The organism is Sulfurospirillum oryzae, from assembly GCF_025770725.1.
GTDB lineage: Bacteria > Campylobacterota > Campylobacteria > Campylobacterales > Sulfurospirillaceae > Sulfurospirillum > Sulfurospirillum oryzae.
In genome coordinates this window covers 823,074-849,205 of sequence record NZ_JANZKZ010000001.1, presented here as the reverse complement: position 1 = coordinate 849,205, position 26,132 = coordinate 823,074, and the positions used below count along the sequence as shown (strand labels likewise).

General features: G+C 41.7%; 27 protein-coding genes and 5 tRNA genes. 16 read left to right on the top strand and 16 right to left on the bottom strand.

Translation table 11 applies throughout. The features are described from left to right. Window positions 1-70 precede the first annotated feature (70 nt). Both N0B29_RS04230 and N0B29_RS04225 read left to right on the top strand, forming a co-directional pair. Window positions 71-748 carry a hypothetical protein gene (locus N0B29_RS04230; RefSeq protein WP_263832426.1) on the top strand — a complete coding sequence of 226 codons (678 nt, stop codon included), beginning with the start codon at window positions 71-73 and terminating at the stop codon, window positions 746-748. Window positions 749-787: 39 nt separating this feature from the next. Beyond that, entirely contained in the window at window positions 788-1,417 is a 630-nt protein-coding gene (locus N0B29_RS04225) for a tetratricopeptide repeat protein (RefSeq protein WP_263832425.1), read from the top strand. Window positions 1,418-1,428: 11 nt separating this feature from the next. Here the strand turns inward: N0B29_RS04225 and N0B29_RS04220 are convergent. From N0B29_RS04220 to N0B29_RS04195, 6 genes are all read right to left on the bottom strand, one after another. Further along, window positions 1,429-1,516 (bottom strand) — tRNA-Ser (locus tag N0B29_RS04220). Between the two features lie 86 nt (window positions 1,517-1,602). After that, entirely contained in the window at window positions 1,603-2,679 is a 1,077-nt protein-coding gene (locus N0B29_RS04215; RefSeq protein ID WP_318526688.1) for a methyl-accepting chemotaxis protein, read from the bottom strand. Between the two features lie 81 nt (window positions 2,680-2,760). Further along, window positions 2,761-3,237, bottom strand: a complete 477-nt coding sequence (gene cheQ, locus N0B29_RS04210) for a cheVAW transcriptional regulator CheQ (protein WP_263832424.1) — start codon at window positions 3,235-3,237, stop codon at window positions 2,761-2,763. A gap of 1 nt (window position 3,238) precedes the next feature. Then, on the bottom strand, window positions 3,239-4,822 hold the full coding sequence (locus N0B29_RS04205) for an aspartate:alanine exchanger family transporter (RefSeq protein ID WP_263832423.1): 1,584 nt from the start codon (window positions 4,820-4,822) through the stop codon (window positions 3,239-3,241). A 70-nt stretch (window positions 4,823-4,892) separates the two neighbouring features. Next, window positions 4,893-5,429 carry a carboxymuconolactone decarboxylase family protein gene (locus N0B29_RS04200; protein ID WP_263832422.1) on the bottom strand — a complete coding sequence of 179 codons (537 nt, stop codon included), beginning with the start codon at window positions 5,427-5,429 and terminating at the stop codon, window positions 4,893-4,895. A gap of 79 nt (window positions 5,430-5,508) precedes the next feature. Next, window positions 5,509-7,077: an L-aspartate oxidase gene (locus N0B29_RS04195; RefSeq protein WP_263832421.1), complete on the bottom strand. Its 1,569-nt coding sequence runs from the start codon at window positions 7,075-7,077 to the stop codon at window positions 5,509-5,511. A gap of 230 nt (window positions 7,078-7,307) precedes the next feature. On the opposite strand from N0B29_RS04195, the gene N0B29_RS04190 reads away from it, so the two are divergent. Genes N0B29_RS04190 through N0B29_RS04180 form a run of 3 tightly spaced genes read left to right on the top strand, consistent with a single transcriptional unit; the run spans window position 7,308 to window position 11,484 of the window. Further along, the gene (locus tag N0B29_RS04190) at window positions 7,308-8,279 is read left to right on the top strand and encodes a malate dehydrogenase (protein ID WP_263832420.1); all 972 of its coding nucleotides are present in this window, start codon (window positions 7,308-7,310) and stop codon (window positions 8,277-8,279) included. Between the two features lie 60 nt (window positions 8,280-8,339). After that, window positions 8,340-9,656: an ATP citrate lyase citrate-binding domain-containing protein gene (locus N0B29_RS04185; protein WP_263832419.1), complete on the top strand. Its 1,317-nt coding sequence runs from the start codon at window positions 8,340-8,342 to the stop codon at window positions 9,654-9,656. A gap of 10 nt (window positions 9,657-9,666) precedes the next feature. After that, window positions 9,667-11,484 (top strand): citrate/2-methylcitrate synthase, encoded by a 1,818-nt coding sequence (locus tag N0B29_RS04180; protein ID WP_263832418.1) that lies wholly within the window; start codon window positions 9,667-9,669, stop codon window positions 11,482-11,484. A 58-nt stretch (window positions 11,485-11,542) separates the two neighbouring features. On the opposite strand, the gene N0B29_RS04175 is transcribed toward N0B29_RS04180, so the two are convergent. Continuing rightward, window positions 11,543-12,094 carry a cysteine hydrolase family protein gene (locus N0B29_RS04175; RefSeq protein ID WP_263832417.1) on the bottom strand — a complete coding sequence of 184 codons (552 nt, stop codon included), beginning with the start codon at window positions 12,092-12,094 and terminating at the stop codon, window positions 11,543-11,545. Window positions 12,095-12,211: 117 nt separating this feature from the next. Here N0B29_RS04175 and N0B29_RS04170 point away from each other — a divergent pair, with 117 nt between their 5' ends. Genes N0B29_RS04170 through N0B29_RS04155 form a run of 4 tightly spaced genes read left to right on the top strand, consistent with a single transcriptional unit; the run spans window position 12,212 to window position 14,649 of the window. Continuing rightward, entirely contained in the window at window positions 12,212-12,778 is a 567-nt protein-coding gene (locus N0B29_RS04170) for a TetR/AcrR family transcriptional regulator (RefSeq protein WP_263832416.1), read from the top strand. Window positions 12,779-12,784: 6 nt separating this feature from the next. Continuing rightward, the gene (locus N0B29_RS04165) at window positions 12,785-13,312 is read left to right on the top strand and encodes a phosphoglycerate mutase family protein (protein ID WP_263832415.1); all 528 of its coding nucleotides are present in this window, start codon (window positions 12,785-12,787) and stop codon (window positions 13,310-13,312) included. Between the two features lie 53 nt (window positions 13,313-13,365). Further along, window positions 13,366-14,211 carry an AraC family transcriptional regulator gene (locus N0B29_RS04160; protein WP_263832414.1) on the top strand — a complete coding sequence of 282 codons (846 nt, stop codon included), beginning with the start codon at window positions 13,366-13,368 and terminating at the stop codon, window positions 14,209-14,211. A 33-nt stretch (window positions 14,212-14,244) separates the two neighbouring features. After that, the gene (locus N0B29_RS04155) at window positions 14,245-14,649 is read left to right on the top strand and encodes a nuclear transport factor 2 family protein (protein ID WP_263832413.1); all 405 of its coding nucleotides are present in this window, start codon (window positions 14,245-14,247) and stop codon (window positions 14,647-14,649) included. A gap of 22 nt (window positions 14,650-14,671) precedes the next feature. Here the strand turns inward: N0B29_RS04155 and N0B29_RS04150 are convergent, their stop codons facing one another. The 4 genes from N0B29_RS04150 to amrA all read right to left on the bottom strand — a co-directional run bounded on the left by N0B29_RS04150 (window position 14,672) and on the right by amrA (window position 17,948). Further along, a complete protein-coding gene (locus tag N0B29_RS04150) occupies window positions 14,672-15,529 on the bottom strand; it encodes an AraC family transcriptional regulator (protein ID WP_263832412.1) in 858 nt (285 codons plus the stop codon). 100 nt (window positions 15,530-15,629) lie between these two features. After that, window positions 15,630-16,424 (bottom strand): AmmeMemoRadiSam system protein B, encoded by a 795-nt coding sequence (amrB, locus tag N0B29_RS04145; RefSeq protein ID WP_263832411.1) that lies wholly within the window; start codon window positions 16,422-16,424, stop codon window positions 15,630-15,632. Next, on the bottom strand, window positions 16,417-17,406 hold the full coding sequence (amrS, locus tag N0B29_RS04140) for an AmmeMemoRadiSam system radical SAM enzyme (protein ID WP_263832410.1): 990 nt from the start codon (window positions 17,404-17,406) through the stop codon (window positions 16,417-16,419). Before amrS ends, amrB begins: the two co-directional genes overlap by 8 nt. Further along, on the bottom strand, window positions 17,406-17,948 hold the full coding sequence (gene amrA, locus N0B29_RS04135; protein ID WP_263832409.1) for an AmmeMemoRadiSam system protein A: 543 nt from the start codon (window positions 17,946-17,948) through the stop codon (window positions 17,406-17,408). Before amrA ends, amrS begins: the two co-directional genes overlap by 1 nt. A gap of 91 nt (window positions 17,949-18,039) precedes the next feature. Here amrA and N0B29_RS04130 point away from each other — a divergent pair, with 91 nt between their 5' ends. The 3 genes from N0B29_RS04130 to N0B29_RS04120 are packed head-to-tail and all read left to right on the top strand — an operon-like array spanning window position 18,040 to window position 20,223. Next, on the top strand, window positions 18,040-18,438 hold the full coding sequence (locus N0B29_RS04130; RefSeq protein ID WP_263832408.1) for a YbjQ family protein: 399 nt from the start codon (window positions 18,040-18,042) through the stop codon (window positions 18,436-18,438). 51 nt (window positions 18,439-18,489) lie between these two features. Further along, on the top strand, window positions 18,490-19,290 hold the full coding sequence (locus tag N0B29_RS04125) for an AraC family transcriptional regulator (RefSeq protein WP_263832407.1): 801 nt from the start codon (window positions 18,490-18,492) through the stop codon (window positions 19,288-19,290). A gap of 36 nt (window positions 19,291-19,326) precedes the next feature. Continuing rightward, window positions 19,327-20,223 (top strand): DMT family transporter, encoded by an 897-nt coding sequence (locus N0B29_RS04120; RefSeq protein ID WP_263832406.1) that lies wholly within the window; start codon window positions 19,327-19,329, stop codon window positions 20,221-20,223. Here N0B29_RS04120 and N0B29_RS04115 read toward each other — a convergent pair. Continuing rightward, a complete protein-coding gene (locus N0B29_RS04115) occupies window positions 20,189-20,761 on the bottom strand; it encodes a YqiA/YcfP family alpha/beta fold hydrolase (RefSeq protein ID WP_263832405.1) in 573 nt (190 codons plus the stop codon). The genes N0B29_RS04120 and N0B29_RS04115 overlap by 35 nt on opposite strands. Before the next feature lie 85 nt (window positions 20,762-20,846). On the opposite strand from N0B29_RS04115, the gene N0B29_RS04110 reads away from it, so the two are divergent. Both N0B29_RS04110 and N0B29_RS04105 read left to right on the top strand, forming a co-directional pair. Further along, window positions 20,847-21,131, top strand: a complete 285-nt coding sequence (locus N0B29_RS04110) for a hypothetical protein (protein WP_263832404.1) — start codon at window positions 20,847-20,849, stop codon at window positions 21,129-21,131. A 2-nt stretch (window positions 21,132-21,133) separates the two neighbouring features. After that, window positions 21,134-23,197 carry a molybdopterin oxidoreductase family protein gene (locus N0B29_RS04105; RefSeq protein WP_263832403.1) on the top strand — a complete coding sequence of 688 codons (2,064 nt, stop codon included), beginning with the start codon at window positions 21,134-21,136 and terminating at the stop codon, window positions 23,195-23,197. A gap of 81 nt (window positions 23,198-23,278) precedes the next feature. Here N0B29_RS04105 and N0B29_RS04100 read toward each other — a convergent pair. From N0B29_RS04100 to N0B29_RS04085, 4 genes are all read right to left on the bottom strand, one after another. Further along, window positions 23,279-23,366, bottom strand: a tRNA-Ser gene (locus tag N0B29_RS04100). A 34-nt stretch (window positions 23,367-23,400) separates the two neighbouring features. Beyond that, window positions 23,401-23,474: transfer RNA gene (locus N0B29_RS04095), tRNA-Cys, on the bottom strand. Between the two features lie 16 nt (window positions 23,475-23,490). Then, window positions 23,491-23,578 (bottom strand) — tRNA-Leu (locus tag N0B29_RS04090). Between the two features lie 29 nt (window positions 23,579-23,607). After that, window positions 23,608-23,682, bottom strand: a tRNA-Gly gene (locus N0B29_RS04085). Window positions 23,683-23,810: 128 nt separating this feature from the next. Here N0B29_RS04085 and ilvD point away from each other — a divergent pair. Beyond that, a complete protein-coding gene (gene ilvD / locus N0B29_RS04080) occupies window positions 23,811-25,490 on the top strand; it encodes a dihydroxy-acid dehydratase (RefSeq protein WP_263832402.1) in 1,680 nt (559 codons plus the stop codon). Beyond that, complete coding sequence (locus N0B29_RS04075) at window positions 25,490-26,128, top strand: MarC family protein (RefSeq protein ID WP_263832401.1); 639 nt, start codon at window positions 25,490-25,492, stop codon at window positions 26,126-26,128. The genes ilvD and N0B29_RS04075 overlap by 1 nt, the downstream gene beginning before the upstream one ends. Window positions 26,129-26,132 lie beyond the last annotated feature (4 nt).

Genomic DNA, 26,132 nt, shown 5'->3' with positions numbered 1-26,132 from the left:
TAATGGTTTAAGTTTTACCGTTATACAATGAGTCTATCAATGAAGCTATGCCTAAAAAAGGAGTGTTGATATGCTACGAAATATGATGATGTTCATGATGGCTTTACTCATTCTCACTGGCTGTACAAGCAGAGATGAAGAGAAAAAAAATGCCTCAGGACTTGAGACACCAAACATTGATACTGGGATTAAAAATGCTATCAAGGAAGATGTTTTAAAGAATATCAATGATCCTAAGTCTTATCAAGAAGTTTCATGGAAAAAACTGCAAAGTGGCGATCGTGTGTCGGAACGTATCAATAAAAAAGTTATTTTTATAGCCCACTCTTTCGAAGGAAAGAATAATTATGGTGGAACGATCATAAGAGAAAATATCTATTTTATCGGCGATGGAAAGCCTAAGCTTATCATCGATTTTGATACAAAATTAGCATTTGGAGATTTTCTTTCCAATAAAAGTATTGGAACTCTATTTTCAACAACAATATGGAATCTTGAAACATTACAGGCAGATTTTAGAAAAAGTGCAACAGATCCAAGTGCTAAAGAGAACGTTAAAGATTTTATCTACTCGATTAAGCGTTTTAGCAAGAGTGATCAAGAGTTTTTAACAGATTCTATTTCAAATGCCAATACCCCTCTTTCTATTGCCAAAAATGTAGCACTTTTTTTATCCATTCGATTGTTTCCTGAATTGATTGAAGAATTGATATTCAATGAAATCACCTACAATGGAAAGTATAAATAACCATTTGTACTTTATGTAAATTCTAACAAGGAGTTTTACATGAAAAAATTTTTACAACTCTTATTTATTTTAGCACTAGGCACTCAAATATCGTATGCGGATGACCTTATGAATGGATTGTCTGCGTATGAAAAGGGTGACTATAATAACGCGGCTTTGTCTTTTCAAAGCGCATGCGAAAGTGGCAATGTAGAAGCTTGCTATAATCTTGCCAATATGTACGATACAGGCTTGGGTGTTCCTAAGAATGATCAAAAAGCTGTTGCACTTTTTACAAAGTCATGTGATGGCGGTTTTTCAGATGGTTGTTACAACCTTGGCATGATGTATGACAAGGGCGAAGGCGTTCAACAAGACTATGCAAAATCTTTCATTCTTTTCAACAAATCATGTGACGCGGGGCATACAAGAGGTTGTTACAATCTAGGAATCATGTACTACAAAGCGCAAGGTGTACAAAAAGACTATATCAAAGCAGCCGAGCTTTTTAAGAAAGCGTGTGATGAAAGCTATGAAAAAGGATGTTTCAATCTAGGCGTTATGTACCGTGATGGGCAAGGTGTCATGCAAAATAAACAAATGGCACTCGAACTCTTTAAGAAAGCCTGTGAAGGAAATGTGTTACTTGGTTGTAAAAACTATGAGAAGCTTAAAAGTGAGATGAAGTAAACGTTGAAAAGTGGCGGGCAGAGGGGGATTCGAACCCCCGGTGAGTTGCCCCACGGCCGCGTTCCAGGCGACTGGATTAAACCACTCTCCCATCTGCCCATTTTGGATAGGATTGGAAGTATAACGATTTTGTGCTTATTTGGGGATTAATGGTCTTACATGTAAAACCATTAATCCACCTAACTTTACGATTTGCGAATGGCTTTAAATCCTTCTATCAGTTTTTCAAAACCTACTTTACTAGAGTTCTCTACAGAACGGAAAGTCTCAATACCCTCATGAAGGTTGCCGTTATTGGCAAAAATGTCGATTGCTTTTTTGAGCCCTTCGTGGACATTAATATGTTGGTTGTTAACTTCATTGACAATCGTAGGTGTTAAACGTTGGTTAATGCTTGAGAACCATTTACCAAAGCGGCACGCGGTGTGACCTAAAATATCGGCTCTTGTGCGACCAAGAGCGGCGTTGTAGCCTTTGAGTTTGAGCATAATATGGTCAATTTTTCCATTGCTAACGGAAATTTCATTGGTAACGTTTTCACATTTATTGGTGATACTAATAGAATTTTTAAGCATGGCATTAATTTGCCCATAAAAGTCTTCCAAAATTTTCATAGAAGTTCGCGATTCACTCTGGAATGTTTCACTGGTATCTGCCATAGAGTTGGTATTCTGTTTGAGAATACTAATATTTGATTCGACTTCCAGTGTTGCTTTTTGAGTACGTTCAGCAAGCTTTCTAACTTCATCCGCAACAACCGCAAACCCACGTCCATGTTCACCAGCGCGTGCCGCTTCGATGGCAGCATTGAGGGCTAAAAGGTTGGTTTGATCGGAAATATCTTTAATAAGATTGATAATGTCGCTGATGGCTGAAACGCTGCTCGAGAGGTTTTCAACATCACGTGCAAAATTTTGGGTTAGTCCTTGAATTTTTTCCAAAGAAGTGGAGATCTCTTTGGTTTGTTTTTCAACGTTTTGACCACCTTGTGTGGAAGCATCATTGAGTGTATTGATCTCATTGAGCATGGTTAAACTTTCTTCAATGGTGTTTTGTAAAAAGCTCATGCCATCTTCATAACTTCCTAAAAGGATGGTGAGAAGTTCTTCTTTAGTAGAATCATTTGATGTTTCTTGTGATATTTGCGCTGCATTTTGTTGTGCATAACGAAGTTCATCAATTTCTTGTTGCTTCTTTTGAAGCTCTGCTTTGAGCGTTTGTTTTTCGCTCTCTAACTCTGCGATACGTCGTCCTCCAAACATGCGGTCCTCCTAAAATTTTATACGAATGATTATATCAGACGAAACGTGACATTTGTGTTGCATTTATGAGGACTATAAGATTTAGTAGTAGCCTACGCAAATACCATTGGAAAGATTGATCTTTCTTTCAAACGGTGAAGGGCCGAAGTACTTGCATTTTTCGATGTAAATGTGATAGTTATAGTCTAGTTTTAAATCATCATAAAATCTTTTGAGGTTGACTAATTTGACATCGCAAACATCGATGATTTCTAATGCTTTGTAGATGCAGGAGTTATTGTGTTCTATAAGATGTGAAGGGGCAAGACCCGTATATTTGCAAAAGGCTTGTGACTGCACCATCCCCGTAAGGTCAGTGCATTGCTTGATGATCTCTTTGTACTTGGGAAGTATGCTCTCTTTGCGTAAAAAAACAACGCGGGCATCATCAAATTTTGCAGCTTCAACACTTTTCCAGTAGCGGTAAGCGTTAGATGAAATCCCCGCAAGTAAGCTAAATTCTTTGTTTAAAACATAATTGTTCAGCCAATGATTGTGCGTCAGGATGTTCATCTGCATGTTACATGATCTTCATACCCAGTTGTGCTAGAACGATGACAAGTACCAATCCCAATGGATAAACTGCTGCATACGCAATGGAAGGGTAGTCAGTTTTGGTCATGTTGTTTGCCATCGTAAGAGAAGGCGTAGAGGTCATAGCGCCTGAAAGGAGACCTAAAATATCGAGGAAATTCATCTTCAAAATTTTTCTACATGTAAAGGTAATAATGCCCAATGAAACGATAAGCGCACCCAGTGCTAAAATGATGGGTAAGAAGCCGTTGTTCTCTAACGATTCGACAAGATATTTGCCTGCATTCGTTCCAAGCGTTGCAATAAAGATGAGCTGACCAAGTGTTTTTAAAAGCGTAGTTGAGTGCGGTGAAAGGTTCCAAACGATGGGTCCAACACGTCCAAGTCGTCCAAGCACCAACGCGGTAATCAAAATACCGCCAACGAAGCTTAGTTTGATAGCTCCAACACCAGGGATATAAAAAGGGATACTTCCCAATAAAATACCAAAAACAACACCTAAGGAGATCGGCAAGAAGTCTGCGGCTGGGTATTTTAAAAGGTCATTACCAATGAGTTTCGTTACTTTTTCACCATACGCATCGGGCGCAACAACATAGAGTTTATCGCCCAGTCGCAATGTAAGGCTTGGATACGCTGGAATATCGATACCCGCACGTCGTACTTTGGTAATAACGGCACGAAGGGATTTGAGTTCTTTAATCATACCGATCTTTTTACCCACAATCTCTTTAGATGTTGTGAGTAGTCGTAGGACGATCATATTGTCTTGGAACTCGTGATCTTCACCAATCTCTTGACCTAATACAATGCTAAGATTGGCAAGTTGTTCATCGGTTCCTGCAACCCTGATGACATCGCCAAAGCTTAGAGAAACGTCTTCTGTTGTGTGATCAACCGCACCATCAGAGGTCATACGCTCAATGACCGTAGAGGTCATACTTTCGATTTTGGATTTTTTGATCTCGGTATTTCTAAAGTTTTCATTGGTAATGCGAAAATTTCGTGTATGAATGTCTGGAAAACGTACTTTTTGGCTTGATTCATACTCTTCAACCTCTTTTTGCAAGTCGACACGAAAAAGTACCGGAAGTACGCGAATAAAAAGAACGGTTGCCACAATGCCAAAAGGGTACACAAGACCGAAGATAACCGAAGTGGTTGGGGTATGCTTGATTTCCAATGCTGCCGCAAGGGCTGGGACAGAAGTAAGGGCTCCTGTAAAGATACCATCGATAATAGTCTTAGGAAGATCAAAAAAGTAACCAAAGCCAAAGATGATGATAAAAAGGAGTACCAAAAGTGCTGTGGCAATGAGATTGAGTTTAAGTCCTTCATGCTTAATGGTGTCAAAGAAACCTGGACCTGATTGTAGCCCAACAGCATAGATAAAAATCGCCAGTCCAAAGTATTGAAATGCGTCAGAAATAACCATACCAAAATGCCCTGCAATCAACGCTACAATGAGCATTGCTGTCACATCAAGTGAAAAGCCTCTGATTTTGATATTGCCTAGGATATAGCCAACGGAGATGATGGCAAAGAGGTAAAAAATTTCGTTATTTATCATAAAAAATAGTGCCTTAAAAGAATTAAGAAATTATACACTAATTTCCTATTTACTTTTAAGGCAGCGGTGGCTAAAAATCTTTCTCGATTTTAAATGCGTCAAAGATAATGTCAATGGCAGACATACGCGCACCGTGGTTTGTTGCATCCAAAATATCACCATCTTCATACCCAAGATCACGCAAGGCTTGAACGTCTGAAGCGTTTACATCATGAGGGGTGCGAACAGCTTTAAGCACAAAGAGAAGCATCGCTTTTTCTTTGGCATCCAGTTTGGCATTGTTTGGATTAGCACGCATGGCTTCAACCTCTTTGGGTGTCCAATGCATCATGTTGATGAGCATAGAAGCGTTAAAATCAACACAGTATTGGCAACCGTTTTTATCGGAGACGAGTGTACGAATACAGGCAAGAAGTGCCATAGAAAGGCTTTTTTGCTTTAACATGTAGTATTCGATAAACGCCATTTGCTGTTTAATGAGTTCAGGGCTAGCACTAAAGATTTGTGCAGAGTTGCTGACACGTCCTCTCATGGCTTGTATTTTCCCATAAAGCTCGGCGAGCTCACCTGTTGCATCTTCTGGTTTAATCGTGTTAATGAGTGGCATAAAAACCTCCTTAATGGCTTGACTGTTTGGTCAAGTGACATTCTAACAAAATTTGACCGATTAGTCAAGCCAAAATATTTTACAAGTCTTTTATACCTATAAGCGTGTTAATCTTAAATTTTCTATCTTTTTCAGGAAAATCTATCCTAAAGTGAGAACCCCTACTCTCTTCTCTGAGCAAAGCAGATTTGGCGACGGCTTTAGCGACTAAAAGAGAATTGATAAGCTCTAACATGCTTTTAACCGTTGAAGATTTATCGTTTTGAATGCTCTCCAATGTCCTTTCCATAGCCTCAAATTTTTCTAACGCCTCTTGCATGTCAGACTCTGTGCGTATAATGCCGATTTTTTCAAACATAATCTGCCCGATCTCATTTCGCAAGGCATTGGTATCAATATGTTCAGCTAATTTTTTTAAACGGTTAACCAGCTCAATATCGTTGGTGATGTCATAATAGTCCACGCCATTAAACTTTTTCATTTTATTGGCAAATTTAATGGCTTCATAGGCTGAAATTTTGCCAAATACCGCACCTTGACTAAGCGAATTCCCTCCTAAACGATTCGCGCCATTAACTCCATTGTCTCCAGCTTCCCCTACAATAAAAAGACCTTTAATGCTGGTTCGACCAATGACATCAGTCTCAATGCCACCCATCGTGTAGTGCGCAACAGGTGTTACAGGAATAAGATCATGGCTAGGGTCTAATTTTTTCAAGGTATGCACCCTTTTTTTAATCCCAATTAACTTAGTATCGATCACCTCTTGGGGCACGTCTCTTAAATCCAAATAGACTTTATTTCCTTTTTGCATCTCTTTAAAAATAGCGCGTGTTACGAAATCTCTCGTATTGAGTTCATCGACAAACGATTCGCCCTTTTCATCCACCAATTTTCCTCCCTCCGCACGCGCGGCTTCACTTAAAAGAAAGTTGGTACCCTCTAAGCCTGTAGGGTGAAATTGGACAAACTCCAAGTTCATCGCTTTAAGCCCTGCTCGAAGTCCCATGGCGATGGCATCTCCCGTGGCATCTTTGACGTTAGATGTGTAGTTTTTATACAAAGAGCCAAACCCACCACTCGCTAAAATGATGCTTTTGCCCTCGCAGACAACAACTTTTTGTGTCTCTTCGTCAAAAAGTGTAACGCCTGAGATAATGTTATTTTTCGTCATTAAATTGATAGCCATGTGATTTTTGATGATGTCAATCTCATAATTTTTAATCACCTCATACAAGGCTTTCATAATCGCAGGTCCCGTTTCATCGGCGGCGTAAACCGTTCGTTTAAATTTTGAACCACCAAAAGGTCGCTGTGCGATTTTGCCATTGGGAAGTCTCGTAAATTCGACACCGTACCCTATGAGTTCTCTCACCGCAGTAGGGGCTTGTTCACAAAAGATTCTAATGGACTCTTCATTTCCAATATCAACAGAGCTTTTGAGTGTTTCTGCAATATGTTGAAAAATATTGTCCGCATCTCCCATGTTTCCAAAAGCAGCATTGATGCCACCTTTTGCCATGAAAGAATTATTCGCCGAAGGTGAAGATTTTGTTATAATCACCACATTGGCACCAAGCTCTTTCGCCTCGATCGCTGCTCTCATACCAGCAATGCCACTTCCAATGATAATAACATCGTATTTCATGACTTCCACCTTTATGTTTCAAAAATACTCACAATGTTATTATAACAAATAGGACAAAATTTGTAAAGTTTAAAATAAATTCGTCATAAAAGGCTAATAAGTTACATTTAGTATCTTAATATGTGTAAATTCTTCTCGTTTATTTTCTATTATGCTATAATTACAAAATTTGAAAGAATTTAAGTGTGTAAATTCTTCTTAAATTAAACATCAAACCAAAAGGGCATAGCATGGGAAAGAGTAAAAGAGTTGGCATCGTTGGGGTAGGACAAGTGGGTTCAACCGTTGGCTACTCAATCGCTATGCGCGGATTGGCGCACGAAGTGATTCTTAGCGATCACAAGGTTGAGCGAGCGAAAGGAATGGCTTTAGATATGAGCCAATCAGCACAAGCTGCAAGAATGAGTACTTTGGTAAAGGTTGCGCAAACACCTGAGCAATTAGCGGATTGTGATTTGGTCGTCATTACAGCGGGAAGTCCAAGACTTCCGGGGATGAATAGAAATGATTTGCTCTTGAAAAATGCGCAGATTATGAAAGAAGTTGTCAGAGATGTAAAGACGTATTCGCCAAACGCTATTATCATCCCTGTTTCAAATCCCTTAGATGTTATGGTCTATGTGGCACTCAAAGAGACAGGCTGGGATAGAAGTCGCATTGTTGGGATGTCAGGTATTTTAGATAGTGCCAGAATGGCGCATTACATTCAAGAAGCCATTTACAATAAACACAAAATAGAATTTGGTGGACAAGTAAGAGCGCAGGTGATTGGAGGGCATGGTGACACGATGGTACCACTACCTCGTTTTACCACCGTAGCGGGTCTTCCTTTAACGGATTTTTTAGATTGGAATGAGATCAATGAAATTGTTGCCAAAACTAAAAATGGTGGCGCTGAAATCGTGCGTTACCTCCAAACAGGTTCTGCCTACTACGCACCTGCCAAAGCAACATCGCTGATGGTGGAGTCTATTTTGCAAGATAAAAAGCTTGTCTATCCGTGCGCGGTGATGCTAGAGGGTGAATATGCGTACGATGATGTTGTCAGTGGCGTTCCTGTCATGCTAGGTGCTCGCGGTGTTGAGCAGGTATTTGCCCCTAGCCTTGACGCCGAGCAAGATAGACTTTTTGCCGAATCTATCAGGTCGGTGCGAGAGTTGATAGACGTACTGAATAAAAATAACTTTTTTGACACCAAATAAAAAGTAAAAGCACCAAAGTTTTGTAAACACTTTAATACATGTAAAACAAGGAAGTAACAGATGGCACAAAGAGCAATTCGTGAGTACGATGGAAAAGCCATTTTTTCAAAACATTGGGAAAAATATTTCAGCGGATTTCACTATGGATTTAGATCAGTAACGGTAAGCAGTGGCGATGAGTTGCGCGCTAAGGCAAATGAGCACGGTTTTGAATGGCTCAAGCAAAGGGCGCTCGTGGCAAAGCCCGACATGCTTTTTGGTAAACGGGGTAAAAACAATCTCGTTTTATACAAAACAAAACAAGCTGGCGATGTGACTTTGGAAGATGCAATAAAATGGATCGATGAGAAGAGTTCGTATAAAACGATTTTGCTCTCCGGTGAAAAAGGGACGTTGAACCGTTTTATCGTTGAGCCTTTTACCCCGCATCGAGAAGACCAAGAGTACTACATCAGCGCGACAACAGTGGGAGAAGACGATGTGTTGTATCTCTCCGCTGAGGGTGGCATGGAGGTGGAAGAAGGTTGGGAGAAAAAGGTTAATGAGGTCGTTATTCCTATTATGATGGATGACGTGAGCATTTCGCATCTCATTCGTGCCAATGTGCCTTTAGGAATTCCTGCTGAAAATAAAGAGCGTTTTATCACTTTTGCAGAGCAATTTTATGCCTTTTACAGAGATATGAATTTTGCCTATCTTGAGATAAATCCTATTGTTATGACGGGAAATGATATGCACATTTTAGATCTTGTAGCACGCCTTGATGACACGGCAGGTTTTATGATGAAAGATGCGTGGTGTGGGGCAGAGTTTCCCACAGCGTTTGGCATGGAAGACCAATCCGCAGAAGAGAAAGCCATCGCCGAAGCGGACGCTAAGTCGGGGGCTTCTTTGAAACTGACCCTTCTCAATCCGATGGGACGTATCTGGACGATGGTCGCAGGGGGTGGTGCTTCGGTGGTGTATGCCGACACCATCGCCGATTTAAGCGGCAATGTGAGTGATTTGGCGAATTACGGCGAGTACTCTGGAGGTCCAACCACCGATGAAACCCGCTTTTATGCGCAAACCGTTTTAGACCTGATGACACGCCATAAAGACCCGAAAGGACGCGATAAGATTTTGATTATCGGAGGGGCGATTGCCAACTTTACGGATGTGGCGAAAACGTTTACGGGCATCATTCAAGCGTTTGAAATGTACGCCGACAAAATGAAAGCGGTAGGAACGCGCATTTATGTGCGTCGGGGTGGACCTAACTATGAAAAAGGTCTCAAAGATATTAAAGAAGCAGCCGATCGTCTTGGTCTTTACATCGAAGTGTATGGCCCGCAAACACATGTCACCGACATCGTGCGTATGGCACTTGAAAAATAAGGAGAAGAAGATGAGCGCTTTATTTACCAAAGAGACGCAAGCCATTTTTTGGAACAACAACACCAGTGCCATTCAGCGTATGCTTGATTATGACTATACCATCAATCGTCTCAAACCTTCCGTTGCTGCCATCGTCGCACCAACATCAAGCAACAAATTTGAAAAGTTTTTTTACGGCGCCGATGAGATTATGGTGCCCATTTTTAGAAACACCAAAGATGCGGCTCTTGCTTTTCCCAAAGCAGATGTTCTGCTCAATTTTGCCTCGTTTCGTACCGCCTATGATGTCACGATGGAAGCGATAGACATCACGGGACAGTTCAAAATGGTGATGGTAACCGCGGAGGGAATCCCTGAGCGACTTGCACGCAAGATGAACCAAACAGGGCGTGATGCGGGTGTTCTTATCGTAGGTCCCGCGACGGTGGGAGGCATTGCACCTGGCGGATTTAAAATCGCCAATATTGGTGGCACGATAGAAAATATCATCGCTTCCAAGCTTCACCGTGCGGGTTCGTGCGGGCTTGTGACACGTTCAGGCGGGCTTTTTAACGAACTTGCCAATATTATCGCAATTAACGCCGACGGTATCGCTGAGGGCATTGCCATAGGCGGTGACCGTTTTGTAGGTTCTGTATTTATCGACAACTTACTTCGCATGGAGCATAATCCCGATGTCAAATACATGGTATTACTTGGTGAAGTGGGCGGACTTGAAGAGTACAAAGTCATTGAAGCGGTACGTTCAGGTCGTATCAAAAAGCCCATCATCGCGTGGTGTATAGGGACGATTGCGAAGTACTTTAGCTCAGGTGTTCAGTTTGGTCATGCAGGCGCATCTGCCAATGCAAACGCTGAAACAGCAGGAGCCAAAAACAAAGCCATGGCAGAAGTTGGCATTTACGTGCCCTCAAGTTTCAATGAACTGCCAAACACCATTGCTAAGGTTTACAGCGAGCTTTGCGATAAGGGGATTATCGGAAAAATTGTTGAGCCTGAGGTGAGAAGTATCCCCAAAGTACGTCGTAGCAAAGAGTTTATCTGTACGATTTCAGACGATAGAGGCGATGAAGCGACGTATGCGGGGTATCCTATCAGTTCGGTGGCAACACCTGAAACAGGTTTTGGCATTGGTGATGTTATCTCCTTGTTGTGGTTTAAAAAACGTTATCCTAAATGGGCGACGGATTATCTTGAGACTGTCATCAAAACCGTTGCAGACCATGGTCCTGCTGTTTCGGGAGCGCACAATGCCAAAGTCACCGCACGTGCGGGCAAAGACGTCATCAGCGCACTGGTCAGCGGACTTGTTACCATTGGACCTCGTTTTGGTGGAGCGATAGACGATGCGGCGCGCTATTTTAAATACGCCAACGATAACGGTATGAGTCCTGATGAATTTTTGGAGTACATGAAAAAAGAGGGAAAAACCATCTCTGGCATTGGACATCGTGTGAAGTCGGTACGCAATCCAGATCTTCGTGTGTCGGGGTTAAAGCAGTACGCCAAAGCGCATTTTCCAAAGACTCCTTTGCTAGAGTTTGCGTTAGAAGTTGAGAAGATAACCACGTCTAAAAAAGACAACCTCATCTTAAATGTCGATGGCACCATCGGTGTTTTGATGGTCGATATGTGGCGTTCTTTAGGCTATAGTGAAGATGAAATTGATGGCTTTATAGAGACAGGAACGCTCAATGCGCTCTTTGTTGTGGGGCGCTCCATCGGCTTTATCGGGCATATTTTAGATGAAAAACGCCTTGGTATGCCAATGTACCGTCACCCAACGGATGACATTTTGTACAATGTTGCCATGGCGGATGAGATTTAAACGTATCTGTATGTAAGCTAATGACCTTGGAAAAACAGATGTTATTCCAAGGTTTTTGTCAATGAAGTAATGGTATCCATTCATTAAGTGTTAAAACGCGACTAAATCCAAATGCCTGAGCGACTAAAAAAGCTCGGTGTAATTCTTCGGCACTTACCTCACCTGCTTCATTAGAAAAAGCCAATGTACCATTGGCATCGCTTAAAAACTCGACGTTAAATCCAAGTTGTGAAGCGTCTCTTGCGGTTGCATCGCAACAGTTTTGAGTCATGTAACCTATGATAGAAACAGTGTCGATACCAAGATTTCTTAGTCTCCAGTTTAGGTCAGTTCCTATGAATGAACTCGCATGATTCTTTTCGATGTAAAGATCAGGTTTTATTGTCTTAATCTCATCGTGAAATTCCCATAGTTGGCTTCCTCGCACAAACGCTCCTGCATTTTCTTTGAGGCTGGTGTGTTGCACAAAAACGATAAGAATTCCCGCTTTTTGCGCTTGGGCAATAGCCGTTTTAATGCGCTCAAAACTATGAGGCGGATAGCTGATGGGCAATGCACCACCATCAAAATATTCATTTTGAACATCAACAACGATAAGAGCTCGTTTCATAAAATCTCCTTTAGAACTTGACTGTTTGGTCAAGCGGTATTTTAACTAAAATTGACCGCTTAGTCAAGTGTCGAAAAACTGTGCTATAATAAACGTTAGAAATATAAGGAATATACAATGGAAAATACACGCGACAAACTTATAAACGCTACTTTTGACGAGGTCTTTTCACACGGCTACCAAGGTGCATCACTCTCAGACATCTTAGCCAAAGCGGGCGTACACAAAGGCTCCATGTACCACTTCTTTGCCAATAAAAAAGAGATGGCACTCGCTTCCATCGAAGAGACTATCTTGCAAAAAAATGCTGAGAAATATCGTTATGTCGAGACCTACACCAGCGGCTTTCTTGAAGAGTTTTACACGCGTTTGCGCGACACTTCCGTAAGAGACTTTAAGCGTGGCTGTCCTATCGCCAACATCGTCCAAGAGATGTCCAACATCGATGAAGATTTTAATACGCTGATGAAGTCTATCTATGGGGCTTTTCGTGCTAATATCAAAGCCATTTTAGACAAAGCCATTGAAGTAAAAGAGATGAAACCGTGCGATACAACCAAACTAGCACTTTTCATTACTTCAACGATTGAGGGCGCTATCCTCGCCGCTAAAGCGAGTGGAAATGCGCAGGATTATGTTGATGTAATAGAGGAGTTGATAGAGCATATTGAGGGGAAGAGATAGTTTTACATGATTTATCTGATGCGTCACTTTAAAGTGAAAGATACATCAACAACGTGGATGAATAGTGCCCAATTTGAACAATGGGTCAAAGATTATGATACTTTTGATCTTCATTATACACAGGTAGATTTTCCTAATATTGAAATTGTTTATGTTTCATCCCAGATGAGAGCTCTAAAAACAGCAGATTTTGTTTGCCATAAGTATCAGATAAGTGATTTAGTAAGAGAAGTTGATGCAAAAGTATTTATAAAAACTTCTTTGCTCCTTCCCACGTGGCTTTGGTTAGTTATAGCTAGAATACAGTGGTATTTTAATATGTCAGAAGGTGAAAATAGAATTGATACTGTTCAGAGAATAAATGAGTTTTTCAAAACATGTGATTTAACTAAAAATATGTGTATTATCTCACATGGCTTTGTGATGAAAACGATCATCAAAGTGCTGAAAAAACGTGGATTTTATGGCAATCACACGATAACACCTCAAAATGGAAGATTATACGCATTTTCAAATTTAGCAACCACGGAGTAGTTTTAACTTCGCCATTACTCTACACTTTCACATAAACGTTTTAAAGAGGGGCTATGAAAGAGATCACCAAAGAGGACTATATTCACAGTGTGTATAAGGTTATCTTTTACATTGAAGCCAACTACGCACAAGAGCTGAGTCTTGAAGAGTTAGCCAAAGTAGCGGGGTTTTCGAAGTATCATTTTCATAGAATTTTTAAGGCTGTGAGCGGTGAAAATATTGGGGATTATATACGTCGCATCAGGCTTCAAAGAACGACGTGGAAGCTTAAAATTGAACCAAAAATTACCCAGATTGCCCTTGATAGTGGCTATGAAACCAATGCCTCCTTTACCAAAGCGTTTAAAAAACATTTTGGGATGAGTCCGAGGGCTTTTTCGGATCAGCTCAAAGCGAAACAAGGAGTTGTGATGGTGTCGCCAAAAGTGGTGAATTTAGAGCCGATAACGGTTTTGTATGTGCGAAAAACAGGTTTGTATGCAACCTCAGCGTGTGAAGCGTGGAATGTATTGATGCCTTTTGTGTACGAGCAAAGAATGAAGTTTCATAAAAAAATTATGGACAAAGAGACGATGCATTTTGGCATCGGGCACGACAATCCGAACCTTATAGAGCCAGACCTACTTCGCTACGATGCGTGTATTAGCTGTGATGATGCGAGTATTGAGCCAAAAGGCGAGGTTTTTCGCAAGGTGATGGAGGGTGGAAAGTTTGCGGTGTTCTTGCATAAAGGTGCGTATGAAAATCTGAAAGCCACCTATGATGAGATAGGTCAGTGGATGGTTCAAAGTGGCGTGAAACTACGCGACAAGCCTCTTTTTGAAAAGTACCTCAACCGAGATCCAAGGCGCACCAAGCCTGAGAATTTGCGTACGGAGATTTATGTGCCGATAGAGTAAAATAATGGATAAAAAATGTTAAGGAGCGAGAAGGTGGCAATAGTAGCATTTGATGATCCGATAAAACAAGAGATTTGGACAACGGTACGCGCTTTGAATGATGCGTGGACGAAAGGCAATCCCGATGATTTGGTCAACTATTTTCATCGCGATATGATCGCTATTACCGCAACAGATCGATACCGCCGTGAAGGTCGGGCGATGTGCTTAGAAGGTTGGAAAGGCTTTGCGCAAGCTGCCACGATACATCGGTGGGAAGAGATTGACCCTGTGATTCACGTCTATGGTGATTCTGCGGTGGTTGCCTATAATTTTGATATGTCATTTGATATGGGCGGACACAAGGTTGATCTTGGCGGACGCGATATGTTCTTTTTTGTCAAAGAAAATGGTCAATGGTGGGCTGTCGCTGATCAGTATTCAGCTTATCCTTGCTAGATAAGCCGCTAAAGATAGTGGCTTATCGGATGGGAAGAAACAACTCTGTCTCAAGTAATGCTTCAGATGTGTAGGTTGGATCATTGAGATATTTCTCAAACAGGTTGTTCTCCCTGAGTTCTAAGCCTTGCTCGGTGACCCACGAATAGAGCTTCATCCAAGAATCATACATATTATTGTAACTTCCTTTGTGAAGCAAAGAGGCAAATCTTCCACCTTCAATGAGGTTCTGACTAAGTCCTTCAGGAAGATTTTCATACGTCTTTTCAAAACTGAGACATGCTTCATATCTTATCTTTTCAGGTGCGGTGATGGTTGGGTCATCATACCCTATTCCTATAGCTTCTTGTTTATCATCACTCAGCATGTTAGGTAGATTATTTTTAATGGCATACTCTTGTAAGAGTGTGCAGAGTGTTCCCCATGCTTCTTTCGTACTGGTATTGTAAGCTCCTATTCTTCGACATCTAATAGTGTTGATCGCTTCACGTGTAACGATTTTTGGTTCTAGCATTGTAGCTCCTTTTATTTTTTTCAATGCTATATGTTTTTGTCTTTTATGCTCGCTAGGTGCATAACCAAAAAACTCATTGAATGCTTTATAAAAACCACTCGGGGTATCGTATCCTGCTGCTATTGCTATGTCGGTGATAGATTTGTTTTTATCGACCATTGCAAAGGCTGCTTTTTCAAGCTTTAGGCGTCTTATAAATACTCCTATGGATTCACCTGTATAAAGTTTAAAAAGCCGACAAAAGTGAAAATGGCTGTATCCAGCAATTTGTGACAAAGTAGCGACATCTAAATCATCGTTAAGGTGTTTTTCCACAAAACAAATTACTTTTTTGATTTGATGTATTGTCGTATTTTCAAGACTCATATTATTATCCTTTTGTTGGCACAATCATACTTTTTTTAGGTTTTTATTTCTTTTCCTAAATTGCTAAAGTGAGAAAATGTGAAGAAGAAAGGATGTGATATCATCCCAGTGCAAACGACGTGTAACCAACGACTCGGCTATCATCGCCTGTGCGTGCAAAGCTGGTGCGATAGTCTAAAAAATGGGCTTGGAAATTATGATTGAGCGCACTTTGTATCATTGCTTTGACGCCTGTAATTCCACACGCTTCACAACCATGAGAAAGGGCGTGAAGGTCAAGGTGTGAGATGGCATTTATGCAGAGATTATCGAGCTTATTGGCTTGCACTTGTGTGTAAAAATGGCTAAGATCGGTGCTGATAACCAGAAGCGTTTTTTCATCTTGAAGCACATCGTCGATGAGCTGTGAAAGTTCAGTGTGAGTGATGTCGCCATAGACGATTTCAACGACTTTTGCATGTCTGAAATAGTGGTAAATGAAGGGCATTTGCACTTCGGTGGAGTGTTCTTCGTGCGCACTGGGTAGAAAGTCTAAAAAGGCAAATTTCTTCGCAAGCGCATGACTATACGTTAAGTCGATTTCAAGCTCACCACAAGGCGTATGGTATGCCTCAAAAAGAGCGATGGAAGCGCCTGCGACGTAAACACGATGGCTTGGACCAAGGACGACCACCCGTTCAATGTCAGGGCGTTTTGAAGCGGCGTAATGGAAGGCAAGATTGGCGGTATAGCCACTGTAAACATAGCCCGCATGGGGTACGATGAGGGAACGTGGTAAAACATCAAGGGTTAACTCGGGCATCTCTTTGGTAAAGTGCGCGATGTAGTGTTTGATGTCACTGCAACTATCGGGATAAAACATGCCAGCAACGGCAGACTTGCGATATTTATTCATCAAAAACTCCTGCGAGTTTGGTTTTGCATTTTGGGCAGCATCCTTCTACTAAATGGTTTTCTATGACTTCAAAGCGTTTGCGCTCTATCAAAACAGTGTTACATGTAACACATCTTGTTGGGTTTTCAAGTCCGACATTGCCGATGTAGATGTGTTTTAATCCAGCACTTTGTCCAATGGCTTCGGCGCGTTTAAGTGTTTCGATAGAAGTTGCTGGAAGTCCCTGCTCGTGATAATCAGGATGAAAGGCACTGATGTGCCAAGGTGTTTGCTCTCCAAGCTCTTTGGCAATAAACGATGCGATGGAGGTGAGTTCAGCATCCGAGTCATTTTTCGTAGGAACAATAAGTGTAGTGACTTCGATCCAAATGCCGTTACGCTTGAAGTGTTTGAGGTTTTCCAAGATGGCTTCTAGCCCTCCTCCAAGCTCTTTTTTGTAGTAGTCGTGGTTAAAGGATTTGAGGTCAACATTGGCAGCATCAATAATGCCTACCATATCATCAATCACTTCGCTAGATTCAAATCCATTGGTAACGAAGATGTTTTTGATGCCTTTTTCATGGGCTAAAAGAGCAATATCTTTGGCATAGGGGTAGAAAATAGTGGGCTCATTGTAGGTGTAAGCGATGGAAGCACATTCGTATTTGAGTGCCATTTCAACAATTTGCAAAGGGGCAAAATACTCTGTTACATGTAAAGATTTTTCTTGCGAAATACTCCAGTTTTGACAGAAAGGGCATTTAAAATTACACCCGATCGTTCCAAGAGAAAAAGCTCTAGAATCGGGTAAAAAATGATACAGTGGTTTCTTTTCCACAGGATCAACGTGCATGGCTACAGGATAGCCGTAAACAAGGTTTTGAATGGCGCCATCAACATTTTTGTTGACACCACAAATGCCCACTTGCCCTTCTTTAAGATGGCAATAATGCGCACATAAAAGGCAAACAAGTCGTGCTCCTTCAGCCTTAAAATAGTGCATTATTTCACCTTTTCAACTCTATAGTGCCAGATGTCAGGATGACTTTCTAGACAACCAGACTCTAATCCTGCTTTTTGGCATAGATGTGAAAAGAAAAGCTCAAATGTTGGCAGTTGCTCCCAAACTTGCGGTAAAAATGTCGCTTTACGAGACCCTCTTTGGAGGATAATACCATCAACGCCCACGGTAACCTTGCTTTTAAGGTCTTCAATGTCAGAGTATACGACGACTTCTGGTTCACTCAAAAGTGAAACTTCGATATGTACGCGCGAAAACTCTTCAGGACTCAGCGGATAAAAACGTGGGTCTTCAAAAGCTGCAGCTTGGGCGTTGTGAATGAGGTCATCTAAAAGTGGTCGGTGCGCAATGAGCGAGCCAATACACCCACGCAGTTGATGATCAAGCGTAAGGGTGACAAAGGTCGCTTTAGGCTTAGAGAGTTCGGGATAGCACTCCAATAGTGCCTTCGTATCGATTGTGGAAGTGTGGTTAAAACTATCATGGATAGCTTGTTTAGCAATATCTAGGATCACATTTTGCATGGTGCCTCCTTTGTAAAATTATATTATAGATCAAAATTTTACATGTAACGCTAAAAATGGTAAACTTTGCCTATCTTTTAAGGAGTGTGTGATGAAACAGTGGGTAGCAATGCTAATGTGTTTAGGCTTTTTCTCAGGATGTAGCATGAGTTTCAACTATGATTTTTGGAGTCAAAAAGCACCAACTACACCTGCTCCGGTTGTTTCTGAAGTAAAGATAGCACTTCCAAATAATATCTTGATGTACGAGCTTGACATCACCGATCGACCTTATGCCAGTCTTGGTGAAGTGAGTGCAAGTGTGACCAAAATCAACCCGTGGGGCGAAGAGCCAAAACAAGAAGCCGTTGAAGCCAAACTGAAAGAAGAAGCGCTCAAAAAAGGTGCTGATGCGCTCATCTATGTACGCTATACAAAACTTGGTGCTTCATGGAATCGCTTAAGTGGCATTGAGGGCAAAGCACAAGCAGTTAAATTTACACGGTACTAAGCGCGCAATTTTGTACTATTTTTACATGTAAAATTGCGTTATACTTTTGCCATGAAAGCATCTCTTCTCAGTGATACTATTTTTGAGAATATCACCAACTCCAATGGTAAATTTACCAACCATTTTCACGACACTTACACTATTGGACTGACGCACGATGGCATTTTTAAGTCCATACATGAGCACAAAACGACCCTCGCGTATCAATACTCCACACGCGTGATTAACCCAGGGGAGGTGCATTGTGGTGACTCTCACGCATGGCAATACACCAACTTTTACCCCAATGTTGAACTTTTGAGCAATCTTTATGAACAGATGTATGGAGAAAAAAAGATGCCTGTTTTTGAGAAGCACATCATCCAAGATGATGAACTTTACAGGCGGTTAGTCTCTTTTTTTCGCAGTGTTTATACGCATGAAGAGGCGATGGTTACGGAGTCTAAACTTATCAATGCACTTTCATATCTCATAGCCAACTATACACGTTTAGCCACGCCTTATCCTTTTGCATGTAAAGAAAAAAACACCATGTCAATGGCGGTTGAATATATCCATGAATATTTGGATACGGAGATTTCACTAGAAAACCTCTCCGAAGCAGCAATGGTGAGCAAGTACCATTTTCTAAGGCTTTTTAAGAATCATACGGGTCTAACGCCGCATCAATACATCATTGCAGAGCGCATCCATAGAGCAAAAGAGCTTGTTTTAGAGGGTGAATCACTTGCTCTCGCAGGGCTTCATGCGGGCTTTAGCGACCAGTCGCATTTTATCCGCTCTTTTCGTAAAATTTACGGTTATTCGCCCAAAACTCTGCTTCAAAAAAGCAATTTTATTCTATATAAATAAAACCAAAAAGAGTACACTTCGCGCCAAGGAGTTACCATGGCAAATAAAAATCTTTTTTTCTTTTTACTTTTTCTCTCAATGGTCGCATGGGGTGGCTCGTGGGTCAATGTCAAAATCATAGGACATTACATCGGTGCGTACGAGATGATTTTCTTGCGTTTTGGCATTACAGCGGTGACGATGGTGCCCATCATCATCGGACTAAAACGTTCCTTTAAAATCGACCTCAAAAGCTTTGGTTTGGTCGTTTTGACCTCAATAACACTCATTGCGTATATGAACTTTTTTTATTTTGGTACCAAATATGGCACAGCTTCGCTTGGAAGTGCGATGGTCACGCCGATGATTCCCGTGATGACGTTTTTGATATTAGCGCTTATGGGAAGTAAAAAGATGACACGCAAAGACACTTTTTCACTCGCACTCGGAGCGGCAGGCGTTTTAACAATGCTTCATGTCTGGACGTTTGATAAAGAGCACATACTGGTTATTCAAAATCTCTACTTTATTTTAGCGGCGATTTCGTGGGCGGGTTTGACTATCTTAAGCTCCAAATCAACCAAAATCTCGCCTATTGTCTTTACGTTTTACATGTACGTTGTCACGGTTGCGTTAGTGTGGCTCTTTTTTGTCGAACCTAGCACCATCGCTTATGATACGCTCGATAGCATCTTTTGGCTCAATCTCGCCCTTATCGCCTTTGCCGCAACGACATTTGCCAATACCATCTATTTTTTAGGCATTGAAAAACTAGGCGCGGCAGAGGTAAGTTCGTTTGTCTTTTTGGTGCCGTTTTCAGCAATTATACTTAGTGTGCTCTTTTTGGACGAGAAAATCGACCTCTTTATTATTTTAGGTACACTGCTTTCATTGTGGGCGGTAAAACGGCTCAACAATATTACAATTTTAAAGCGACGCCGAAAAAGCGTTTAATCCCTTCTAAGTGGCGATCCAGACCTTCAAAGCTGTGATTGCCACCCTCTTCGACAACCATTTTAGCGCCCTCTAAAAAGTCAAGCGCCTCTTCGTAGTCTAGCACCTCATCGCCTTGTTGAAGCAGAACGAATAGGTTTTCAAGATTTGGCTCTTCAATCTCATAGCTTTCAAGCATCTCAAGATGTGACTCATTCCATTCGTATGCAGAGTTGTCATAGTAATTCACCCCATGTCCAATTGCTCGCTGTAGTGTTTCAGGTGCATTCACCGCAGGATTAATCAGTACCGCTTTAAGATTGTATTTATCGCTGAGATAAAGCGAATAATAGCCACCAAGTGATGAACCCATGAGGTATACAGGTTCATTGTCCTGATAAGATTCGATAAGCTCACTCAGCGTTTTAATCGCAAGATCTGGAATTGTAGGCAGTGATGGTGCAATAAAGCGAATTTTATTTTCTTGGCAATAAGCACGAAGCATTTTTGCTTTACTCGCCTCTCCGCTCGAGCCAAATCCGTGAATGTAGATAATCATGGTTAACCTTTATGTAACAAATAAAGGTGAGTATAGCAAAAGTTTCGTTAGGCTATAATACGCGCAATAACTTGAAGAGGGCAACATGAAATTAAACGAATTGGAAGCTAGAAAAATCATTTTAATGGTCATGGGCGACAAGCGTCCACTGACCAAAAGCGATGAAGAGTTGGCACTACTTCTCAAAAAGAGATTGACTAAAAAAGAGTGTGAAGTGCTCAATGCGGAAGTTTCTGGCAAAGATAAAAACGCAACAATGGGCGAGCAAAAAATAGATGTTGCACGTTACGATGCGCTCAAAGCGAGTGCGACTAAAAAAATCAAAAATGAGTCTGTTCATGGAGATTTTTTCTATACCAAAGGTGAATAAACATGGAACATGTTGAAGTAATCGACAGCGTTTGTACGTACTGTGGCGTTGGGTGTGACATTGCCGCCAATGTCAAAGACAATAAAATTCAAAGCATTTTCGCTCATCCTGAAGGTGTGGTCTCAGAGGGAAATCTTTGCGTCAAAGGCAAATACGGTTTTGAGTTTGTGAATGCTCCCGATCGTCTTAGAATCCCACGCATTCGCAAAAGCTTTTTAGCAAAAAACCCCGCAATTTTTGAGGCAATATCTTTACATGTAAAAGAGTTGGATGAGACGTGGGTTGAGACAACGCTCGATGCTGCCACCACTGCAGCGGCGATGAAACTTCAAGAGATCCAAGCAAAGTACGGACGCACAAGTGTCTGCTCCATCGGAGGGGCAAGGACATCGTGCGAGAGTTCGTACCTGCTGCAAAAATTCACCCGCAATACCCTCAATTCTCCGCATGTCGATAACTGCGCGCGCATCTGTCACTCCCCAAGCCTTAAAGGCATGCGTACGACCATCGGCGAGGGTGCTGCGACCAATCCTTACAATGACATCTACAATGCCGAATTTATGATTGTTTTTGGCTCCAATACCACAGAAGCGCACCCGATTATCTCCAACCGCATTGTGGATGTGGCGGGAAAGCATGACAATTTAGCCGTTTTTGATGTGCGAGAAATCACGCTACACCGTTTTGCCAAATACAAAGGCATCATTCCGCATGAAGCGAATCTGCTTGTTTTAAATATGATGGCGTATGTCATCATTACCGAAGAGCTTTACAATGAGCATTTTCTAGCCGATCGCACCAAAGGGTTTGAAGCGTTTAAAGAGAAAATTTTAAATGACCCGTATGCAAATCCAAAGTATTTTGAGCAGATTGAAGGCTATGAAAGTTTAAGTAAACTCATCCCAAAAGTGGCGCGAGAATACGCACTCAAAAAGTCGATGATTTTCTGGGGTCTTGGCATTACCGAACACATTGATGGCTCGTATGCGGTAATGGCGATAACGCATTTAGCCCTTATGACAGGAAACATCGGTAAGCAAGGTGCAGGACTGATGCCACTTCGTGGGCAAAACAACGTCCAAGGCGCTTGCGATATGGGTATGCTTCCTTACTACGACCCCGATTATCAAACACCCAAAGAGATAGGACTGATGACGCCTGAACTTGTCAATGAGATGTTAGAGGGTCGCATTAAAGCGGTGATCAATATGGGTGAAGATCTCACGCATGTTCACCCCAACAGTAACAAAGTGAACCGTGCACTCGATAACGTCGAATTTATTATGGTTCAAGAGCTTTTTATGACCGAAATCGCCAATCGGGCGGACATTGTCATCGGTGTGAAATCTGCTTATGAAAAAACAGGTGTTTATGTCAACGCGATGCGCCGTCTTCACCTCTCGCAACCGCTTGTGAAGTCTGATCTACCCGATGACTGGGAAGTGATTCAACACCTTGAAAATAAAATGGGCGGACATTACGCCTATGAAGATTCTAAACAGATTTGGGATGAAGTGCGAGAAGTGGCATACAGACGTTTTTCGGGTGCAAGTTACAACAGACTCGAACGCCACCGCGTTCGCGGGCTTCAATGGCCTGTACACACCGAAGATACACCGATTTTACATCAACTCGACTTTCGAACCGAAGATGGCTACGGTGAGTTTCATTACCACCAGTATGAGTTTCGTGGCATGGTGCAAGAAATCCATGAAAAAAGACTCACAGGCTACCATCTTACCACGGGGCGAACACTGGCGCAGTATAACAATGCTTCGCAAACCAGTCGCAGTGAGAGGCTCAATAAGCGTTATGATGAAACAATTTTACTGGTACACGAAGACGATGCGGCAGATTTTACCAGTGAAAAAGTGATATTAAAAACAGAATTTGGACAAAGTGCTCCACTAACGGTTAAATTTACCGACAAAGTCCAACCCAAAACACTGTTTTGCACCTTTCACCACGCCAAATCAAAAATCAACAATCTTTTTGGCGATAGATGTGATGAGTTGATTTTAACAGCGGCATTTAAGTCGATAAAAGTGGAAATTGTAAACGTTTGAGTTAAATTAAAGTAGCTACTCGTTAGCTACTTTAAAAAAAGTAGTTCAATAAAGTTGGTATTTTAGGATTTTAGTATGAAGTGGCCGGGAGAGAGGGATTTGAACCCCCGGAGGTATTACCCTCAACGGTTTTCAAGACCGCCGCATTAAGCCGCTCTGCCATCTCCCGACAGAAGTTTTATAAATGATAATAATTATAAAGGTGGAGGCGACACCCGGATTTGAACCGGGGATCAAGGCTTTGCAGGCCCATGCCTTACCGCTTGGCTATATCGCCACCAAATCTTATCAGGTGGTGCCCGGAGCCGGATTTGAACCGGCACAGGAAAAACTCCCGAGGGATTTTAAGTCCCTTGCGTCTACCAATTTCGCCATCCGGGCAACGCATTTCTTCTCTAAACAAAACTAAATGGAGCGGGAAACGAGGTTCGAACTCGCGACCCCAACCTTGGCAAGGTTGTGCTCTACCACTGAGCTATTCCCGCGTCTAAAAAAGAGATGAGAGTATAGCAGTTTTTTTTTCAAATGTAAAGTCATTCGTGCAAATTTCTTTACATGTAAGCTTTTTTAGAGTGGTTTTGCTATAATTAAAAAAATTTTTAAGGAATAATTGATGCGTAGTGATCAAGTCAAAAAAGGGTACAACAGAGCGCCACATCGAAGTTTGTTTAGAGCAACAGGTTTAAAAGATGAAGATTTTAATAAACCATTTATTGGAGTAGCCAACTCTTATATCGATATTATTCCTGGTCACTTCTTCTTGCATGAGTATGCTGTTATCATCAAAGATGAGATTCGCAAGAACGGCTGTGTGCCATTTGAGTTCAATACGATAGGTGTTGATGATGGTATTGCGATGGGGCATGATGGTATGCTTTATTCGCTTCCAAGTCGTGAGCTTATAGCCAATTCGATTGAGACGATGATGAACGCACACATGCTTGATGCGATGATTTGTATACCTAACTGCGATAAAATCGTTCCAGGTATGATTATGGGTGCGCTTCGTGTCAATGTTCCGACGGTTTTTGTCAGCGGTGGACCAATGAAAAAAGGTTATACCAAAGAGGGAACACCGATTGACTTAACGACGGCTTTTGAAGCGGTTGGAAAATTTGAAAAGGGTGACATTAACGAAGCAGAGCTTAAAGACATTGAATGCAATGCTTGTCCAAGCGGAGGTTCTTGTTCGGGAATGTTTACTGCCAATAGTATGAATACCCTTATGGAAGCGATGGGCATTGCTCTTCCAGGTAATGGCACCATTCCAGCCCTAACCCCTGAGCGTGAAGTACTTTTGCGAGCTGCAGCAAAACGTATCTGCGAGATCGCCATTGACGATCGCTTTAAAATCCGTAATATTCTTAATGAAAAAGCCGTACGCAATGCTTTTGCCGTCGACATGGCAATGGGTGGAAGTTCAAACACTGTTCTTCACATGTTAGCGATTGCTAAAGAAGCGGGCGTTAACTTTGCGATCAAAGACATTAATGAGATCAGCAAAAATGTTTCGCATATCGCTAAAATTGCTCCTTCGCTTTCAACCGTTCACATGGAAGACATCAACCGTGCGGGTGGCGTGAGTGCAGTGATGAAAGAAGTAAGCAGACGTGATAATGGGATTTTACACTTAGATAATCTAACCGTTACGGGCGAGAGTGTTGGTGAGCGCATCGCAAACGCTGAGATCAAAGATACCGCTATCATTCATACACTTGAAAATCCTTATTCAAAAGTGGGCGGGTTGGCTATTTTATTTGGTAACTTGGCACTTGAGGGCTGCGTTATCAAAACAGCAGGCATTGTAGGTGGTCGTCAATTTATCGGTAAAGCGGTCTGTTTTGATTCTCAACAAGAAGCGCTTGCGGGTATTGTGGGTGGAAAAGTGAAAAAAGGTGATGTTGTTGTCATTCGCTACGAAGGACCGCGCGGAGGTCCAGGTATGCAAGAGATGCTCTCTCCTACGAGTTTAATTATGGGTATGGGGCTTGGTGCTGATGTTGCGCTTATTACGGATGGACGTTTCTCTGGCGCAACCAGAGGTCTTAGTATTGGTCACGTAAGTCCAGAAGCAGCTGAGGGTGGGTTAATCGGTCTTTTGCATGATGGTGACACCATACAGATCGATGTCGATGCTTATACCATTGAAGCGTTGATTGATGAATCAGAATTGGCACGTCGTAAAGCTGCATTCAAACCAAAAGTGAAAACCATTCAAGGAAGCTGGTTGAAGCAATACCGCCAACTCGTTACGAACGCAAGCAGCGGCGCTGTTTTAAAGACTGATGCATAATGGTTGAATTTCTAAATCTTTTACTACAACATACTATCACGATGATGGCGATTGTCGATCCTTTAGGAGTGAGTGCTATTATGCTCTCACTTCTGCCTCAGAGTACAACGAAAGAACATATTAATCAAATTGCTTGGAAGGCTACGATGACAATCATTGTGGCTTTCTTTGTTGTTTTATTGACGGGTAATTTTTTGCTCAATCTTTTTGGCATCGAGATTGATTCGCTTAAAGTAATGGGTGGAATCGTACTGTTGTTAACGGCAATCAAAATGGTGCAAGGTTCTATGGAATCCAAAAACCAAACAGAAGAAGAACGCGAAGAAGCGATCAAAAATGATGAGTTTTCGGTGATTCCTTTGGGTATTCCCATCACTTTTGGACCAGGTATTTTTGCTACGATTATTATTTTGCGAGGACATAGTGAAGGTATTATCTCTGTTGCTGCACTCATTATCGCTTATTTGATTGTGGCATTAAGTGTTTACCTCTCTTTTAAAAACAGTATTTACATTCGACACTATTTAGGGATTACGGGGCAAAAGATTGTGAGTCGTTTGATGGGTTTAATTGTTGGTGCTATTGCCGTACAGTTTGTTGTAGGTGGTATTAGCACGCTTGTTAAACATTACATGTAAGGAT